The following is a 15,857-nucleotide window of genomic DNA, read 5'->3' as shown; positions in this document are numbered from 1 at the left end:
AAAATAGTGCTTAGGTTAAGATGAGCCATCATTAATAAAAGCACTTATGAAAACCTATGCAACCATTTGTTCTATACAATTCAGAGCAACGTAAAAAAGTTGAATTTGTTCCACGTAAAGAAGGACATATCGACATGTATGTGTGCGGTATGACAGTTTACGACTACTGTCATATTGGTCATGCTCGCGTAATGGTTGCATTTGACTACATTATTCGTTTCTTACGCAGTCAGGGTTGGAATGTAAAATATGTTCGAAATATTACAGATATCGACGACAAGATTATTAAACGTGCCAATGAAAATGGCGAAAGTATTACCGCTTTAACAGATCGTTTTATTCAAGCAATGAATGACGATGCTGAAAATTTAGGATGCTTACATCCAGATGAAGCACCACGTGCAACAGACTATATCGATCAAATGCAAAATATGATTGGTACGCTTGTTAATAAAGGCACAGCATATCCATCGGCAAATGGTGATGTGTATTTTGAAGTTGAAAAATTTGCAAAATATGGTCGTCTTTCAGGTCGTAAACTCGAAGATATGCAAGCAGGTGCATCTGATCGTGTAGATGTTGAAGTAGAGAAAAAACATCCATTTGACTTCGTACTTTGGAAACATGCCAAAGAAAATGAACCATCATGGGCTTCACCATGGGGTAATGGTCGTCCAGGTTGGCATATTGAATGTTCAGCAATGTCGACATGCTGCCTAGGAAATCATTTCGATATTCATGGTGGGGGTTCAGACTTAACATTCCCACATCACGAAAACGAAATTGCACAATCAGAAGCTGCAACAGATGAACAATATGTAAACTACTGGATGCATGTTGGTTTCATTAATGTTGATGGTGAAAAAATGTCTAAGTCTTTAGGCAACTTCTTTACTATTCGTGATGTAATGGATAAATTCCATCCTGAAGTTATTCGTTATTTCATCGTATCATCGCACTATCGTAGCCCTGTAAATTTTTCAGATACTGCGTTAAAAGAAGCGAAAAATACACTGTCACGTTTCTATCATTCTTTCAAAGCATACCAGCAAACTTATGGTACGGACGTTGTTGCAGCGTATGATGAAGCACTGGTTGAACGTTTTAATGCTGCAATGCGCGATGACTTTAATACCTCAGAAGCGATTGCAGTTTTATTTGAAATTAACAAAGAATTGAACCGTGCAGTTAAAGATGAGAATTCAGAGCAAGCAGCTGTTTACTATGCAACTTTACGTCATTTAACCAATATTTTAGGTTTAGTTCAGCACAATGTAGATGATTTTTTAAAGTCAGATATTGGTCAAGAAGCCTTGGGTTTATCTGCTGAACAAATTGAAGATTTGATTCAACAGCGTGTCGACGCAAAGAAAGCGAAAGAATTTGCGCGTGCAGATGAAATTCGCCAATCTTTACTCGATCAAGGTGTAGTTTTAGAAGATACGCGTCAAGGGACAATTTGGCGTCGTGCTGATTAATTGATCAAATGAAATTGTAGAGAGTTGACATCATCATAAAACTCTCTATAATTCACCTCATTGCGGGAATAGCTCAGTTGGTAGAGCATAACCTTGCCAAGGTTGGGGTCGGGAGTTCGAGTCTCCTTTCCCGCTCCAGAATACGAAAAAGCGCCTATCGAAAGATAGGCGCTTTTTTTATGCCTAAATATATTTCGCTGCTGTCTAAAAATAATTACAGTCAAATACTTTATTTACTCAATGCTAATGGATGTATTCCGAATGCCTAACAGTGGTTTAAAAAAGAGATTTCTTACACATTTTGAACCATTGTGATTGAATAGATATGATAAAATTGCGAAAATTAAGCAGAAATGCATATGAATGGCTCTTATAGGGCAAGGTCTTAAAGTTGAATTCAGAAAACATGCCAAATCAAATTGATTTTCAAAGCGTTGCTTTAGAAACATTAAAAATAGAAAAACATGCATTACAAGTTCTTACGACACAAATTGATGATCGTTTTACGCAAGCTTGTGAAATTATTTTGCAATGCAAAGGTCGTTTAGTTGTGACGGGTATGGGAAAATCAGGTCACATTGGTCGCAAAATGGCAGCAACTTTTGCTTCAACAGGAACACCTTCATTTTTTATGCATCCCGGTGAAGCAGGGCATGGCGATTTGGGCATGATTGTTCGTGGCGATGTTTTAATTGCAATTTCCAATTCAGGAAAAAGTGATGAAATTATGATGTTAGTGCCTTTGGTTAAGCATCTAGGTGTGCCATTGATTACTATTAGTAGTGACAATAAAGGGCCAATGCCAAAAAATGCAGATGTTGCACTGACACTAGGTAATATCCAAGAAGCATGCCCATTGGGTTTAGCACCAACTTCAAGCACAACGGCAACACTTGCTTTAGGTGATGCTTTGGCTGTTGCATTGTTGGAAGCTCGTGGTTTTACTGCTGATGATTTTGCACGTTCACATCCTGCAGGTGCTTTAGGCAAACGCTTATTACTCGATGTAAAACATCTTATGCATACGGGTGATGAGCTACCAAAAGTATCTCCAGACACACCAATGAATCAAGTGCTTTATGAGATTTCAAGTAAGCGATTAGGTCTAACCACCATCGTTGATGAAAATGACGTTTTGCTTGGTATTTTTACGGATGGTGATTTACGTCGTTTGATCGATAAGCAGCAAGGCTTTGATATTCATTTATCTATATCTGAAGTCATGACGAAGCATCCTCAGACTATTGGGCAAAACTCTCGTGCCGTGATTGCATTAGAGAAAATGAATGAAAAGAAAGTAAATCAATTTGTTGTGGTTGATACTGAAAATAAAGTGATTGGCGTAATTGGTATGCATGACTTAATTCAAGCTGGGGTAAAATAGATAATGGCATCATATGTTTTGTTAGAACAAGCACGTCATGTTGAGGCTTTGGTTCTAGATGTTGATGGTATTTTGAGTGATGGTTTTGTTACGCTTACAAACTCAGGCGATGAAATTAAATCTTTCGATATTCGTGATGGATTAGGCATGAAGCTTGTACAACAAGCAGGTGTTAAAGTCATTATTATTACTGGTCGTAAAAGTAATATCGTAGAACAACGTATGTCTGCATTAGGTGTAGATTTAGTATTTCAAGGTCGTGAAGATAAAGGCGTTGCATTAAAAGAGGCATGTGCACAATTTAATCTTAAACCTGAAGATTGCTTATATATGGGGGATGATTGGCCCGATTTATCTGCATTTGCAATTGCAGGTATGAAGGTTACTGTTCCAAATGGTCATGTTGAAGTGCGTCGTCGTGCAGATTTAGTGACACAAGCGATGGGTGGGCGTGGTGCTGTACGTGAAATTTGCGATATGATTTTAATGTCGAAAGGCGTATACACACAGTTACTCGAAAAATATGCATCTGCGCCACAATAATGTTATATACATTCAAAAGCTTGAGTTGAAATCACACTTATGGATACAAAAAAATTATATGTCGTCGCTTTAATGATTGCAGCTATAAGTGGTGGTTATTATTATTTGGGCGGGAAAGGTAAAAAGCTAGAAGTCGATTCTTCTAGAAGCATGACTTATTCTGCCGAACAAATTAATTTGACTCAAACAGATGAAAAAGGCTTGATATCTTTAAAGGCGCGAGCAGATCGTTTAGAACAAGATATGCAAAAAAATAGTGCTAGGTTAACGAATCTGAATGCAGATACTTTTCAAGATTCTAAACCCGATGGGAGCTTTTTTGCTAAAGTTGTGAATTCTTATGACAATAACTCAAAGGTTGTCATGTCTAATCAGGTTTTAGCCACACGTTTTCTAGATAGTGGTGAAAAAATGACATTTAAGACATCAGAACTGACGGGTTATCCTAAAACTAGAGATTTGCAAACAGATAAGCAAATTACCGTTGAGTCCCCACAAGCTAAATTTTTAAGTCAGGGGATGAAGGCAAATTTTAACAACGGACAATACGAATTTTTTAATATTCGAGGAACATATGAACGATAATTCTAAGCTTAATACATTGAAATTTTTAGCTAAAAAATCTTTACTCGTGGCAAGCTTGGCAATTGTATCCTCGAGCGCGGTATATGCAATTCCATCAGATCGTCAACAACCATTATCATTGGTTGCAGACAGAGCAACGTTTAATGAAAAGTCTGGCGTAACAACATATAGCGGTAATGTCATTATTGAACAAGGCACAATGAAGGTTCAAGCTGCATCACTTGTTGCAAACTTAAATGCAAATAAACAAATTAGCGTAATTACAGCAACAGGTGGACCTGCAAAATTTCAGCAAAAGCTTGATTCTGCCAAAGGGTTAGCAAAAGGTCAGGCACAAAAAATTGTGTATAACGCAGAAACAGGAATTATCACGCTTTCAGGTAATGCATTACTTGAACAAAATGGCTCAAGTATTCGTGGTGCAACATTAAAATACAGCATGAATAAAGGTGATATTGAAGCAATTGGTACTCCAAATAGTACAGGCTCTTCAAATGGTCGTGTACAAATCGTGATTCCGCCAACAAGCTCTAAATCTTATCCTGGAGCACGTGATTAATGGATGAACTAGATAAAACACAAACTTTATGTATTAAGCATTTAGCTAAAAATTATAGTAAGCGTTGGGTTGTAAAAGATGTTTCTTTCACTATGAAAAGTGGTGAAATTGTCGGTTTGCTTGGTCCAAATGGTGCAGGGAAAACAACAAGTTTCTATATGGTTGTCGGTCTTGTGCGTATGGATAAAGGCGAAATTCATTTAGATGATTTAGATTTATCTGATTTAGCCATGCATGAACGCGCACAAAAGGGTATTGGTTACTTACCTCAGGAAGCTTCAATTTTTAGAAAACTGACGATTTCTGAAAACATCATGGCAATTTTAGAAACGCGTAAAGATTTGAATAAAGATCAGCGTAAAAAACGCCTTTTAGAACTTTTGGCAGATTTTAAAATTACGCATATTAAAGATTCATTGGGTATGAGTGTTTCTGGTGGTGAGCGTCGTCGTGCTGAAATCGCACGTGCTTTAGCTGCAGATCCTAAATTCATGTTACTTGATGAGCCTTTTGCAGGTGTCGATCCAATTTCAGTCGGTGACATTAAAGATATTATTAGTACCTTAAAAAACCGTGGTATTGGTGTGCTTATTACAGATCATAATGTACGAGAAACACTCGCAATTTGTGAAAGAGCTTACATTGTAAGTGAAGGTTCTGTGATTGCAGAAGGCTCTCCGCAAGATGTTTTAGCCAATGAAACAGTACGTCAAGTTTACCTTGGTGATGATTTTGTAGTCTAAGTATTAGAATTTCATGCAGATTTTTATGTAAACATCTGCATGAATTATAAATTGAAAAATACGGTAATAAAACTTAACAAAAAATACACATTAACAAACAAATAGCGATAAAATAAAACAAAATTATTTTGTTAAATTGATCATGTTTATCAGACAAAAAACGGTAAATATAAAGCTATTTATTTCGAGTGCCATGAAGCCACTCAGCTTGTTATCGCTTGCTATATTTCTCCCAAATCATGCATATACTCAAAGCCCCAATAAGCATTCTACAATGGTAGTAAAAGATGCTTTATCGGGGATTTTATCTCCCAAATCGAACCCAAATTTTAATCAGGCAAATTTTAGCGAACTAAGTGATTTTAGTGTTTATAGACAACAATCCGAAGCATTGCCGATTATTTCTCAAGGTTCATATAGTCAAATTTCGCCTCGTGTGATTGTTTCCCAAATACAAAAGCCACAAAGCTTTAATCATGCGATTTTAATAGCATTGCAACGTAGTCCAACAGTGACACAATCAATTGCAAACCTATCTTCTCAGAACGCTACAATTGACGTGGCTCGTGCAAGTTATTATCCACAAATCTCGGGTGGTTTTTCTTCTGCCGATTTAACTGATCAAAAAGGTTATGGACAAGTTCTGAGTTTGAATGCAACGCAAATGCTTTACGATTTTGGTAAAGTTAAAAGTAGCGTTAGTATTGAACAAGCAAAATTAATAGCATCTCAAGCCAATGTATTAGTCGATATTGACAAAATTGCTTATGATACTGCTATTGCGATTGTAAATATTAAACGTTATCAAAGTATTACCGCAATTGCTAAGCAGCAAATTGAAGGGATGTCTCATATTGCTGAGATTACTAATTTACGCGCAAAAGCGGGTATTAGTACGCAGGCAGACCCTGTGCAAGCGCTATCAAATGTCGAGTCGGCTCAAGCAAATTTAATTGTGCAAGAAACGCAATTAAGCCAATATCAACAAAAACTTCGAACGCTTGTTGGTGTAGATGCAAGAACGCTTGATTTTCAAATTCCTGAAACAATTGTTGCAGATTCACATTTATATGAAGAACCTAAATTCAATAGGGTTCCTAAAATGATGGTTGCGCAAACAGAAGTAGCAATTGCAAGATTACAAAAAGAACAAACCAAATTAAGTAATTACCCAACTTTAAGTGTGAAAGGTTCTCTTAGCCAAGCTGTAAATGGTAAGCATCCAAGCAATAATGAAGATGATGGAACAGATAGTTCAATCATGCTTGAAGCGACAAGCACTTTTTATCAGGGGGGGCTGTTTCCTCTAGAAATAAAGCGGCTAGTTTTGCCGAAGAAGCTGCAAAAGCAAAAGTTAGTTCTGTTTATTTAGATGTTTTAGATGAGTTGAGAGTGATTCGTGAAGAAATTGATAATAAGCAAAAATTATTTGGCATTTTAACTGCACGTAAAGCAACAACCATTCGTACACGCGAGTTGTATCAAGAGCAATATAAGTTGGGTACGCGCTCTGCGGTAGATTTATTGAATGCCGAACAAGCGATTCATAGTGCAGCGCAAGAAATTGAAAATGCACGTTATGACATTTATGCAGCACTTATTAAATACCTTTCGATTACGGGGCAATCTTTTGATGCTTATCAATTGAAAAATACATCAATCCAAGGGTTTATGGTGAAGCCATGAGTACAAAAATTAATTATCAACCTTGGCTTCAGGCAGTTTTGTCGATTGCAAAGCATTACCGCATAGAACCTTCTGAAGAGCGCATTCGTTTGCAACTCGATTGGAATCCGAATCAAACGGTAGATGATGTTCTTGCCGTGATGACGCGCCAAATTGGTTTAAGTATTCGTAAATCTACATTGAATAAAGATTTATTGAATCCTTGGCGTTTACCGATCATTGTTGAAATGAATGATGGTCAAGTGGGGGTGGTCGATAAAATAGATGCTGAAGGGCATGTAAATATTCAATTTAGTGGTGATGGTGGCTTATCTCAAACATCAACCATTGATGTTTTAGAACAACATATTCGTCATGTTTATATTTTACGTCCTGAAAAATCTGTACCCGATGCACGTATTGATGAGTATATAAAACCGTATGAGCAAAGCTGGTTTTGGTCAATTGTTCTTCGAGATTGGAAACGTTATACCGATGTGATGTTGGCATCATTATTGGCAAATATTTTAGCTTTAGCTACCATTCTATTCTCCATGAATGTGTATGACCGTGTTATTCCTGCACAGTCAGTATCTACACTTTGGGTGCTTGCTAGTGGTGTTTTACTCGCTTCAATTTTCGAGTTTGTGCTGCGTATGGCACGTATTTATTTATCCGATACTATTGGTAAACGTGCAGATTTACGAATTTCAGATCGTGTTTTTGGTCATGCTTTGCGTATTAAAAATAAAGAAAGATCGAAATCGACAGGGACTTTTATTTCACAAATTCGTGAATTAGAAGGCGTACGAGATTTGGTCACATCAACCACTATTTCAGCCATCGCAGATTTACCATTCTTTTTATTATTCCTCGCAATTTTCTGGATTATTGGTGGCAATTTATTCTGGGTGATGTTGATAATTGTGCCACTGATGATTCTTCCTGGTTTCTTAGCGCAAAAACCTTTAGCGAAACTTGCCAATGAGGGGATTCGTGAAAGCTCCATTCGTAATGCGATGTTGGTAGAAGCCGTTCAGGGTATTGAAGATATCAAACTTTTACGTGCCGAAACTCGATTCCAAAATCAATGGAATCACATGAATGAAGCATCTGCCGAAGTTTCTATGCGCCAACGTAAAATAGTGGGCTTTATGAATACTTGGACGCAAAAAATCCAAGGTTTGGCATTTGCAATTGTCGTTTTAGTTGGTGCTTTTGCTGTGATGGAAGGGGAAATGACCACGGGTGCATTGGTGGCGTGTTCAATTTTATCTTCACGTATGCTTGCACCTATTTCACAATTGGCAGGAGTTTTAGGACGTTGGCAACAAGCCAAAGCGGCTAAAAAAGGCTTAGATGAGTTGATGAAAAAGCCTGTCGATCAGCCTGATCATGCACACCTTATTCATAAACCTGCAATTCATGGTGACTATGAATTCTCAGAAGTCCTTTTCCAATATGGAGAAGATGATCCAAAACCAAGCTTAATTATTCCTAAATTGCAGATTAAAGCAGGCGAAAAAATTGCCATTCTTGGTCGAAATGGTGCAGGTAAATCAACGCTATTACAGTTGCTTTCGGGTATGCAAACACCTGTTCAAGGGAAGATTAAACTCGATGGCGTAGATATGTCACTTATTGATCCATCAGATGTGCGTCGTGATATGTCACTTTTAAATCAAAGTTCAAGTTTGTTTTTTGGAACTGTGCGTGAAAATATTACGCTTGGTGCACCTTTAGCAAGTGATGATGAAATTTTACATGCCTTAAAAATGACAGGTGCAATCAACTTTGTTCAAGACAAAAAAGAAGGTTTGGATCATATGATTTTAGAGGGCGGAATAGGCTTCTCTGGTGGTCAACGTCAAGCCTTACTGTTATCGCGCTTATTAATTCGTAAGCCAAATATTTTACTCTTAGATGAGCCTACCGCAGCCATTGATGATGTCACTGAAAAGCAATTTATTGATCAGTTGAAACAGCAACTTGATCATAAAACATTGGTTATTGCGACACACCGTAGAGCAGTTCTAGAGTTGGTAGATCGTATTATTGTGATGAATGACGGCAAGATTGTGATGGATGGTCCTCGTGATCAAATTTTAAATCAGTCGCAAGCGAAACCTCGTGTGCAACAGCATCAAATTCAAGCTGGAGTTCAATCATGAGTGAAGCAAAGTTAAATCAAAAGCGTAACATGACTGTTACTGAGCTTGAGCCACCATTACCTAAAGCTAGCATGCTGATTTGGATTGTATGTATAGGGCTTTTGGTTTTATTGGCTTGGGCGTGGTTTTTTAAGCTTGAAGAAGTTTCAACAGGTACGGGTAAAGTTGTTCCTACATCGAAAGAGCAAATTGTTCAGTCTTTGGATGGCGGTATTTTGACAAAAATTCACGTGAAAGAAGGTCAAGTTGTAGAACAAGGACAAGTGCTTGCACAATTAGACCCAACACGTTTTGAATCTAATGTTGGTGAAACAGCATCATTATTGATGTCGTCTAAAGCAACAGCTGCTCGTTTACGTGCAGAAGTAAGTGGTACGGCATTATCTTTTCCGTCAGAGGTGCTGAAAGAACCTAAATTGGTTGCTGAAGAAACGGCTCTTTATAATTCAAGACGTGCTAATTTAGAAGAATCATTATCAGGCTTAAAGCAAGCGTTAAATTTAGTGAAGCAGGAATTGAGCATGACCGAACCACTTGTTGCAAAAGGTGCTGCAAGTGACGTTGAGGTACTTCGATTAAAGCGTCAAGCCAATGATTTACTAAATCAAATGAATGATATTAAAAATCAATATTATGTGAAATCTCGTGAAGAGTTAGCAAAAGCTAATACCGATATTGAAACACAACAGCAAGTGGTAAAAGGGAAGTCTGATACCTTAAACCGTACGCTTTTTAAATCGCCTGTGCGTGGTATTGTGAAAGAAATTGATGTGATGACCATAGGTGGGGTTATTCCACAAAATGGTAAAATCATGACCATTGTGCCATTAGATGATCAGCTTCTGATTGAAGCACGTATTTCACCTCGAGATATTGCCTTTATTCATCCTGAGCAAGAAGCACTTGTTAAAATTACCGCATATGATTATGCTATTTATGGTGGCTTAGCAGGTAAAGTAACAGTTATTTCACCTGATACAACTCGAGATGAAGTGAAGCAAGACCAATTTTATTATCGTGTTTATATTCGTACCAATACAGATAAGCTGACCAATAAAGAAGGTAAGCAATTTAGTATTACCCCAGGTATGGTGGCGACAGTTGATATTAAAACAGGTTCAAAAACTGTACTTGAATATCTGGTTAAACCATTTAATAAAGCACGTGAAGCATTACGTGAACGCTAAAACTAAATAATTCACTTATAAAAACCTCTTTTCGAAGAGGTTTTTTATTGCCAAATTTAGCCCTAAAACACGTTATAATGACTTAATTGCTTAAGTTTTTTCATTTATGCCATTTACCATTGCCCAAGCTGTAGAATTTGAAGAAGATATAAAGAAAAGTCGCTTTCAAGCCATTGCTGTACCTGTAGAAAATGAACAAGCGGTGAAAGACTTTTTAGAAGCCAATAAAGATCACACCACAACACACCAATGTTGGGCTTGGAAAATAGGGCATGATGTACGGTTTAATGACGATGGTGAACCATCTGGCACAGCAGGGCGTCCAATATTAGCCACAATTGAAGGCAATGAGCTGACCAATGTACTTGTGTTAGTCAACCGATGGTATGGTGGTGTTAAGCTTGGTACAGGTGGTCTTGTACGCGCCTATGGTGGAAGCGCAGGGCAATGCTTGTTACTTGCTGAAAAAATTGAACTGATTAAAAAAGAAAAAATTTACTTTGAATGTTTATTTAATGAATGGTCAATTTTACAATATGAATTAAAACAAAGCGAAATTGAATATCAGGAAAGTTATACCGCAGATGGTGTTCAGGTAAATGCACTCGCACAAATTCATCAAATTGAACCGCTCGCTCATAAAATTCAAGATTTAACCCGAGGACGTGCGCAACTCAAAATTGTTGAGGAGCCATCGAATGACTGATATCGATCCATTATTAAAATATCGTGAACAGCATAAACATCGTTTGAATTATATGCCTTGGTTATATTGGTCGTTAAAGCCAAAAAATCGTGCGTGGGCAGATGAGTGGCAAAAAGAATATCAAGCATATTTGATGTCGATGGAAACAGTTGAAATCGGTGAAAATTGTTTTATTTCACCCTTGGCACATATTTTTGCTGAACCAGGTCGTAAAATTATTATTGGTGATAATACTTTTATTGCAGCCGATTGCACTTTGCATGGGCCACTTGAAATTGGCAATGAAGTTGCTATTAATCATCACTGTATTTTAGATGGTGGACGAGTCGGTATTAAATTGCATGATCAAGTTCGTATTGCAGCCTATTGTCACTTATATGCTTTTGATCATGGTATGGAACTTGATATGCCAATCTATCAACAACCTGTGCGCTCTCAAGGGATCGAAATAGGCAAAGATGTTTGGTTGGGTGCGCATGTTGGTGTGAAAGATGGCGTGAAAATTGCCGATCATGCAGTGGTTGGTATGAACAGTATGGTTACGAAAGATGTCGCTGAAAATGAAATTGTGTCAGGCAATCCTGCAAAGTTAATACGTTATCGAAAATAATAAATGAAGCTTAAACTTACATAATTTGATGAAAACTATAATAAAGATGTGCTAATTTAAAAATAACAACAATGAATTAAAAAATGTGAAACATAAGGAGGGTTTTATGAAACGTGTAGTGGCTTGTATTGATTCATCCCCTTGTATTAATGCACTTGCTGAAGCTGCAGCTTGGATTGCCAAGAAAACCAATCGAGAACTTGTGTTATTACAAGTTTTGGACTATTACCCTGCAAGTTATCATTTAGGGGAAATTAGTGGTGTGATTGGTTTTGAAAGTAATGCCATGCTTTTAAAAGAGCTTGCGGAGCTTGAACAAAAACAAAGTGAATTAGCACTCGATTATAGTAATAATTTACTCAATCATATTTCTGAATTAATTCAAGAAAAACACGATATTGTACCTACTCGAATTCAAGAAAAAGGTGATTTTTTAGAACAAAGTTTTAATGTTCTTCAAGAAGATGATATTGCATTAATTGGGCGTTTAGGCGAGCGATCTGCTGAACGAAAAAAAGCAATGGGAAGCAATGTTGAAAACTTTATTCGTGGTGCAAATTGCACCGTAATGACTGTGGGTGAAACATTTAAGCCACCTACACGTTTTATCTTTGCTTATGAATATTCTCCAACGTGCGTGAAGATGATGCATCGAATTGCAAAAACTGATTTACTACGATTATTGCAATGTCATTTGTTATATGTGGGGGATCATCCTGAAGTGCTTAAAGAGCCTGAAAACTTTTTGAAGCAAGCAGGTTTAGATGTCGTTACAGAATATAGATATGGTGATGTTTCAGAAAATATTTTGGAATATCAAAAAGAACATGGTATTCAACTTATTCTGTTGGGTGCATTTAGCCATAGTAAAATCAAACAATTCTTTTTGGGGAGTATTACAACCGCTATTTTTAGGAACTCAATCGTACCTTTATTGGTGGTTAAATAAGGATATTTCTATTGTTTAGAGTAATTTGTCTAAACTGATTTATTTCTGTCCATAGTTATCCTCATTTACTGTGGATAACTATATGGACAGTGTGTGTAAGTCTATAAAGTTAAATAATAAAAAAACAAAGTTTGTTTTTTGTTCGCTGTTAAAAAATTATTTAACAATCGCAATTGCAAAGCCATCATGTCCTTTACTACCAACCGTTTGTAGGGCAGTGCAAGAAAGAATTTTAGGATGATTTTGCATCGCTTTAAACATGTCACGAATGCCTTCAATACTTGGTTTATGATTGTCAGGATTTAAAATTTCACCTGCACGAATCACGTTATCTAAAAAGATAATGGTGCCTGAATGCGATAAATTTAAGCTCAATTCTAAATACTCAGGATAGCTTTGTTTATCGGCATCAATAAAAATAAAATCGAAAGGTGCTGTATCTTCAGGTAAAGCACGAAGAATATCAGCTGCACGACCACATTTTAATTCGACAGTAGGTTTAAGCTTAGCATTGTCGATATTTTCTTGACCTAATGCTGCGTGTGTATCACGACCTTCCATTGTTAAAATATAACCATCTTCAGAAAGTGCACGAGCCAACCACATGGTGCTGTAAGCAGCAAAAGTACCAAGTTCAAGTACGCGTTTGCAATTGTTCATTTGAATGAGCATTTGCAATAACATGCCTTGGTTTGGCGCAACAGCAAGATGATCTGGGAAGCCTTTATCGTCAGTATTTTTTAAAGTCTGAGTCAAAATTGGATCTTCAGGAGTTAAATGTGACTCGATATAACTATCAATTTCTGTCCACATTTGTTGCATAGTACATTTACCTTTGTTGCGTTGCGTGCATTTTATACCTTTATGCTCAGACTGCAATTTTTAAAGCAAAAAATCCATCTAAGATATCAATAAGACATAAAAAAGAGGTCAATTGACCTCTTTTTTAAGATTTTAATTTAGTAATGACACATCGATGATTTACGAGATAAATCGGGTCCCCAAGTACGGAAGCCTTGAGAGTCAATATGAATTTGACCAGTAGAATACAAGCCTAAGCCCATGTTTAGGCTACTACCGTATTGTGACCAAAATTGGCAAAGCTTGAATTTGCTATATTCAATATATGCATAATCTTCTGGTTGAGGAATTGCAGGACCAATACGGAAATCGATGGCAGAGTTAAATAAATGACGTGATGAACTTGCACCACCAGCGCATTGATTTAAAGCTAAGTCACGATAAACAGAGGTTACCGTGAAGTCTGTTAAAACTTTAGATGCAATTAAGTATTTAAAAATGCGTAATGTAGGAACTTGATTTGCCCATAATTCACGGCTAGGAACCATGTATTCAGAACGACCACATTTTTGCCAATCACGTGCGGTGCGTAGTAATTCATAGCTAGGAATAATATTACCTACGCCATTTTTTTCTAAGAATATTTCATAATCTCGGATTTGTTTTAAATTATTACTTACGGCAGTCCATGAGTTATATGCATAAGGAATAACTTTAGGCGGAACCTTTCGATCAAAAGTCACATTTTCTTGAGGGATGAAAATTCTTTTACCCTGTGTAGATGTAGAACCTTGATTGGGATTAGAAGAACATCCAATCATGAAAAGTGGGATAAAACTAAACGAAAGCACGGCTTTCAAAAAATGCTTCATTATTTAAATCAGAAGTTTATTAAAATCAGAAATATAATAATCTAAAAAATGAGAATTATTCAGAAAATATTGAAATGAAATGTGTCTTTTGTGGGTAAAAAAAGATCAGCAAGTGCTGATCTTTTTTTTAATCTTATTTTTCAAGATATTGTAATTTATCTTCTTTGCCATTCCATTCTTCACGGTCGGCAGGTTGGTCGCCAATTTGCGTGATATTTGGCCATGTTTGCGACAGTTCTGCATTTAGCTCGATAAAGACTTCTTGACCTGCAGGTAACTCGTCTTCCGAGAAAATTGCATTTGCAGGGCACTCTGGTTCACATAGCGCACAGTCAATACATTCATCTGGATTGATGACAAGGAAGTTTGGACCTTCGTAGAAACAATCAACAGGACAAACTTCAACGCAGTCTTGATATTTACATTTAATACAATTTTCTGTGACAACAAATGTCATGGCGACGGCTACCTAAAAATTTGGTCTAATAACTAATGATGTATTTTAGGCAAAAACACATCAAACAAACAATTCCTTTTATTGATATTTATTATTTAAATCTATGAAAAGGGCAAAATGATATGATTTTTATTGATAAATGATAATTAATATCACTTAGCTAGATGTTTGGAAATAGCCAAGTGATTTTTAAATTAACTATTTTTCAGTTGTTGTGAACCAATCCAATGTTTAGAAAATTGATAAGCGGCTCGTCCTGAACGTTGCCCACGTGATTGACACCATCTTAGAGCTTCAATACGCGCTTCATCATCCATGACCATATTGGCTTTATGTAAGTAATTTTCAACAATTTCTAAATATAAGTTTTGATCCATAGGATAAAACGAAAGCCATAAGCCAAATCGGTCTGACAATGAAATTTTTTCTTCAATGGCTTCCTGAGGATGTAGCTCTGTGTATTGAGGGACATCAACTTTTTGAAGTGGGGTATTTTCATGCATAAATTCAGGCAATAAATGTCTGCGGTTACTGGTTGCATAAATAATAAAATTACCTGAACCCGATTGTAATGAGCCATCTAAAACACTTTTTAAACTACGGTAGTTTTCATCTTCCGCATTAAAAGCCAAATCATCACAATACACGATAAACTTTTCAGGACGATCTTTAATAATGTCTTGAATTAAGGGTAAATCGGATAAATCATCACGTTCAATTTCAATGAGTCTTAACCCTTGTGATTCATATTCTGTAAGTAATGCACGAACAATAGATGATTTTCCTGTACCGCGAGAACCTGTTAGTAGCACATCATTGGCAGGTAAGCCTTTTAAAAACTGTAAGGTGTTTTGAATGACTTTTTCTTTTTGACGCTCAATACCTTTTAAGTCTGCTAAATACATAGTTTTTGCTTGAACAATGGGCTTTAATTGTTTGTTTTGCCATTTATATGCAGATGTTGAAAAATCTGAACTGTGTTGAAGCTCGGGCAAAGCTTGTTGTACTTGTTGCAGTACGGTGGTCATTAATTTTAAAAGGTTTTCGGGTAAATCAATTAGTGCCATGATTTTTCAGCTTATATTTCAATATAGAGGAGGCTAGATATTGCTTAAAGAATGTATACCAAACTTCAATAACTTGCCAA

The 15,857-nt window shown here is 36.6% G+C and carries 15 protein-coding genes, 1 tRNA gene and 1 pseudogene; 13 read left to right on the top strand and 4 right to left on the bottom strand.

Annotated features, from left to right (window positions below; genetic code table 11):
• Positions 1–56: 56 nt before the first annotated feature.
• The 13 genes and pseudogenes from cysS (at position 57) to GTK57_RS00460 (ending at position 12,580) form a co-directional block, all read left to right on the top strand.
• On the top strand, positions 57–1,478 hold the full coding sequence (cysS, locus tag GTK57_RS00520; protein WP_152873224.1) for a cysteine--tRNA ligase: 1,422 nt from the start codon (positions 57–59) through the stop codon (positions 1,476–1,478).
• Between the two features lie 62 nt (positions 1,479–1,540).
• Positions 1,541–1,616, top strand: a tRNA-Gly gene (locus tag GTK57_RS00515).
• 268 nt (positions 1,617–1,884) lie between these two features.
• Entirely contained in the window at positions 1,885–2,862 is a 978-nt protein-coding gene (locus GTK57_RS00510; RefSeq protein WP_152873226.1) for a KpsF/GutQ family sugar-phosphate isomerase, read from the top strand.
• 3 nt (positions 2,863–2,865) lie between these two features.
• Entirely contained in the window at positions 2,866–3,405 is a 540-nt protein-coding gene (locus GTK57_RS00505; protein ID WP_152873228.1) for a KdsC family phosphatase, read from the top strand.
• A gap of 39 nt (positions 3,406–3,444) precedes the next feature.
• Complete coding sequence (lptC, locus tag GTK57_RS00500) at positions 3,445–3,990, top strand: LPS export ABC transporter periplasmic protein LptC (RefSeq protein ID WP_163120817.1); 546 nt, start codon at positions 3,445–3,447, stop codon at positions 3,988–3,990.
• Positions 3,980–4,549: a lipopolysaccharide transport periplasmic protein LptA gene (gene lptA / locus GTK57_RS00495; protein WP_152873232.1), complete on the top strand. Its 570-nt coding sequence runs from the start codon at positions 3,980–3,982 to the stop codon at positions 4,547–4,549. Before lptC ends, lptA begins: the two co-directional genes overlap by 11 nt.
• Positions 4,549–5,292 carry an LPS export ABC transporter ATP-binding protein gene (lptB, locus tag GTK57_RS00490; protein WP_163120816.1) on the top strand — a complete coding sequence of 248 codons (744 nt, stop codon included), beginning with the start codon at positions 4,549–4,551 and terminating at the stop codon, positions 5,290–5,292. The genes lptA and lptB overlap by 1 nt, the downstream gene beginning before the upstream one ends.
• A gap of 193 nt (positions 5,293–5,485) precedes the next feature.
• Positions 5,486–6,978 (top strand): annotated as a pseudogene (locus tag GTK57_RS00485) (TolC family protein).
• The gene (locus GTK57_RS00480; RefSeq protein ID WP_163120815.1) at positions 6,975–9,128 is read left to right on the top strand and encodes a type I secretion system permease/ATPase; all 2,154 of its coding nucleotides are present in this window, start codon (positions 6,975–6,977) and stop codon (positions 9,126–9,128) included. Before GTK57_RS00485 ends, GTK57_RS00480 begins: the two are co-directional and overlap by 4 nt.
• Positions 9,125–10,315 carry an HlyD family efflux transporter periplasmic adaptor subunit gene (locus GTK57_RS00475; protein WP_152873239.1) on the top strand — a complete coding sequence of 397 codons (1,191 nt, stop codon included), beginning with the start codon at positions 9,125–9,127 and terminating at the stop codon, positions 10,313–10,315. Before GTK57_RS00480 ends, GTK57_RS00475 begins: the two co-directional genes overlap by 4 nt.
• A gap of 106 nt (positions 10,316–10,421) precedes the next feature.
• Positions 10,422–11,021, top strand: a complete 600-nt coding sequence (locus GTK57_RS00470) for an IMPACT family protein (RefSeq protein WP_152873241.1) — start codon at positions 10,422–10,424, stop codon at positions 11,019–11,021.
• Positions 11,014–11,631 (top strand): acyltransferase, encoded by a 618-nt coding sequence (locus GTK57_RS00465; RefSeq protein ID WP_163120814.1) that lies wholly within the window; start codon positions 11,014–11,016, stop codon positions 11,629–11,631. Before GTK57_RS00470 ends, GTK57_RS00465 begins: the two co-directional genes overlap by 8 nt.
• Before the next feature lie 106 nt (positions 11,632–11,737).
• Positions 11,738–12,580: a universal stress protein gene (locus GTK57_RS00460; RefSeq protein WP_152873245.1), complete on the top strand. Its 843-nt coding sequence runs from the start codon at positions 11,738–11,740 to the stop codon at positions 12,578–12,580.
• Positions 12,581–12,736: 156 nt separating this feature from the next.
• Here the strand turns inward: GTK57_RS00460 and GTK57_RS00455 are convergent, their stop codons facing one another.
• The 4 genes from GTK57_RS00455 to GTK57_RS00440 all read right to left on the bottom strand — a co-directional run bounded on the left by GTK57_RS00455 (position 12,737) and on the right by GTK57_RS00440 (position 15,777).
• Positions 12,737–13,402, bottom strand: a complete 666-nt coding sequence (locus GTK57_RS00455) for an O-methyltransferase (RefSeq protein ID WP_163120813.1) — start codon at positions 13,400–13,402, stop codon at positions 12,737–12,739.
• A gap of 137 nt (positions 13,403–13,539) precedes the next feature.
• Complete coding sequence (locus tag GTK57_RS00450; RefSeq protein ID WP_163120812.1) at positions 13,540–14,253, bottom strand: D-Ala-D-Ala carboxypeptidase family metallohydrolase; 714 nt, start codon at positions 14,251–14,253, stop codon at positions 13,540–13,542.
• Positions 14,254–14,386: 133 nt separating this feature from the next.
• The gene (gene fdxA, locus GTK57_RS00445; protein ID WP_152873250.1) at positions 14,387–14,710 is read right to left on the bottom strand and encodes a ferredoxin FdxA; all 324 of its coding nucleotides are present in this window, start codon (positions 14,708–14,710) and stop codon (positions 14,387–14,389) included.
• Positions 14,711–14,904: 194 nt separating this feature from the next.
• Positions 14,905–15,777 carry an ATP-binding protein gene (locus GTK57_RS00440; protein ID WP_163120811.1) on the bottom strand — a complete coding sequence of 291 codons (873 nt, stop codon included), beginning with the start codon at positions 15,775–15,777 and terminating at the stop codon, positions 14,905–14,907.
• Between the last annotated feature and the right edge of the window lie 80 nt (positions 15,778–15,857).

This window comes from Acinetobacter portensis, assembly GCF_010646905.1.
GTDB lineage: Bacteria > Pseudomonadota > Gammaproteobacteria > Pseudomonadales > Moraxellaceae > Acinetobacter > Acinetobacter portensis.
This window is presented reverse-complemented; position numbering and strand designations above follow the sequence as displayed.

What these genes read in the sequence shown, in the direction of transcription:
- cysS (WP_152873224.1), top strand. Translation starts at nt 57, where the DNA reads ATGCAACCATTTGTTCTATACAATTCAGAGCAACGTAAAAAAGTTGAA.
- GTK57_RS00510 (WP_152873226.1), top strand. Translation starts at nt 1,885, where the DNA reads ATGCCAAATCAAATTGATTTTCAAAGCGTTGCTTTAGAAACATTAAAA.
- GTK57_RS00505 (WP_152873228.1), top strand. Translation starts at nt 2,866, where the DNA reads ATGGCATCATATGTTTTGTTAGAACAAGCACGTCATGTTGAGGCTTTG.
- lptC (WP_163120817.1), top strand. Translation starts at nt 3,445, where the DNA reads ATGGATACAAAAAAATTATATGTCGTCGCTTTAATGATTGCAGCTATA.
- lptA (WP_152873232.1), top strand. Translation starts at nt 3,980, where the DNA reads ATGAACGATAATTCTAAGCTTAATACATTGAAATTTTTAGCTAAAAAA.
- lptB (WP_163120816.1), top strand. Translation starts at nt 4,549, where the DNA reads ATGGATGAACTAGATAAAACACAAACTTTATGTATTAAGCATTTAGCT.
- GTK57_RS00480 (WP_163120815.1), top strand. Translation starts at nt 6,975, where the DNA reads ATGAGTACAAAAATTAATTATCAACCTTGGCTTCAGGCAGTTTTGTCG.
- GTK57_RS00475 (WP_152873239.1), top strand. Translation starts at nt 9,125, where the DNA reads ATGAGTGAAGCAAAGTTAAATCAAAAGCGTAACATGACTGTTACTGAG.
- GTK57_RS00470 (WP_152873241.1), top strand. Translation starts at nt 10,422, where the DNA reads ATGCCATTTACCATTGCCCAAGCTGTAGAATTTGAAGAAGATATAAAG.
- GTK57_RS00465 (WP_163120814.1), top strand. Translation starts at nt 11,014, where the DNA reads ATGACTGATATCGATCCATTATTAAAATATCGTGAACAGCATAAACAT.
- GTK57_RS00460 (WP_152873245.1), top strand. Translation starts at nt 11,738, where the DNA reads ATGAAACGTGTAGTGGCTTGTATTGATTCATCCCCTTGTATTAATGCA.
- GTK57_RS00455 (WP_163120813.1), bottom strand. Translation starts at nt 13,402, where the DNA reads ATGCAACAAATGTGGACAGAAATTGATAGTTATATCGAGTCACATTTA.
- GTK57_RS00450 (WP_163120812.1), bottom strand. Translation starts at nt 14,253, where the DNA reads ATGAAGCATTTTTTGAAAGCCGTGCTTTCGTTTAGTTTTATCCCACTT.
- fdxA (WP_152873250.1), bottom strand. Translation starts at nt 14,710, where the DNA reads ATGACATTTGTTGTCACAGAAAATTGTATTAAATGTAAATATCAAGAC.
- GTK57_RS00440 (WP_163120811.1), bottom strand. Translation starts at nt 15,777, where the DNA reads ATGGCACTAATTGATTTACCCGAAAACCTTTTAAAATTAATGACCACC.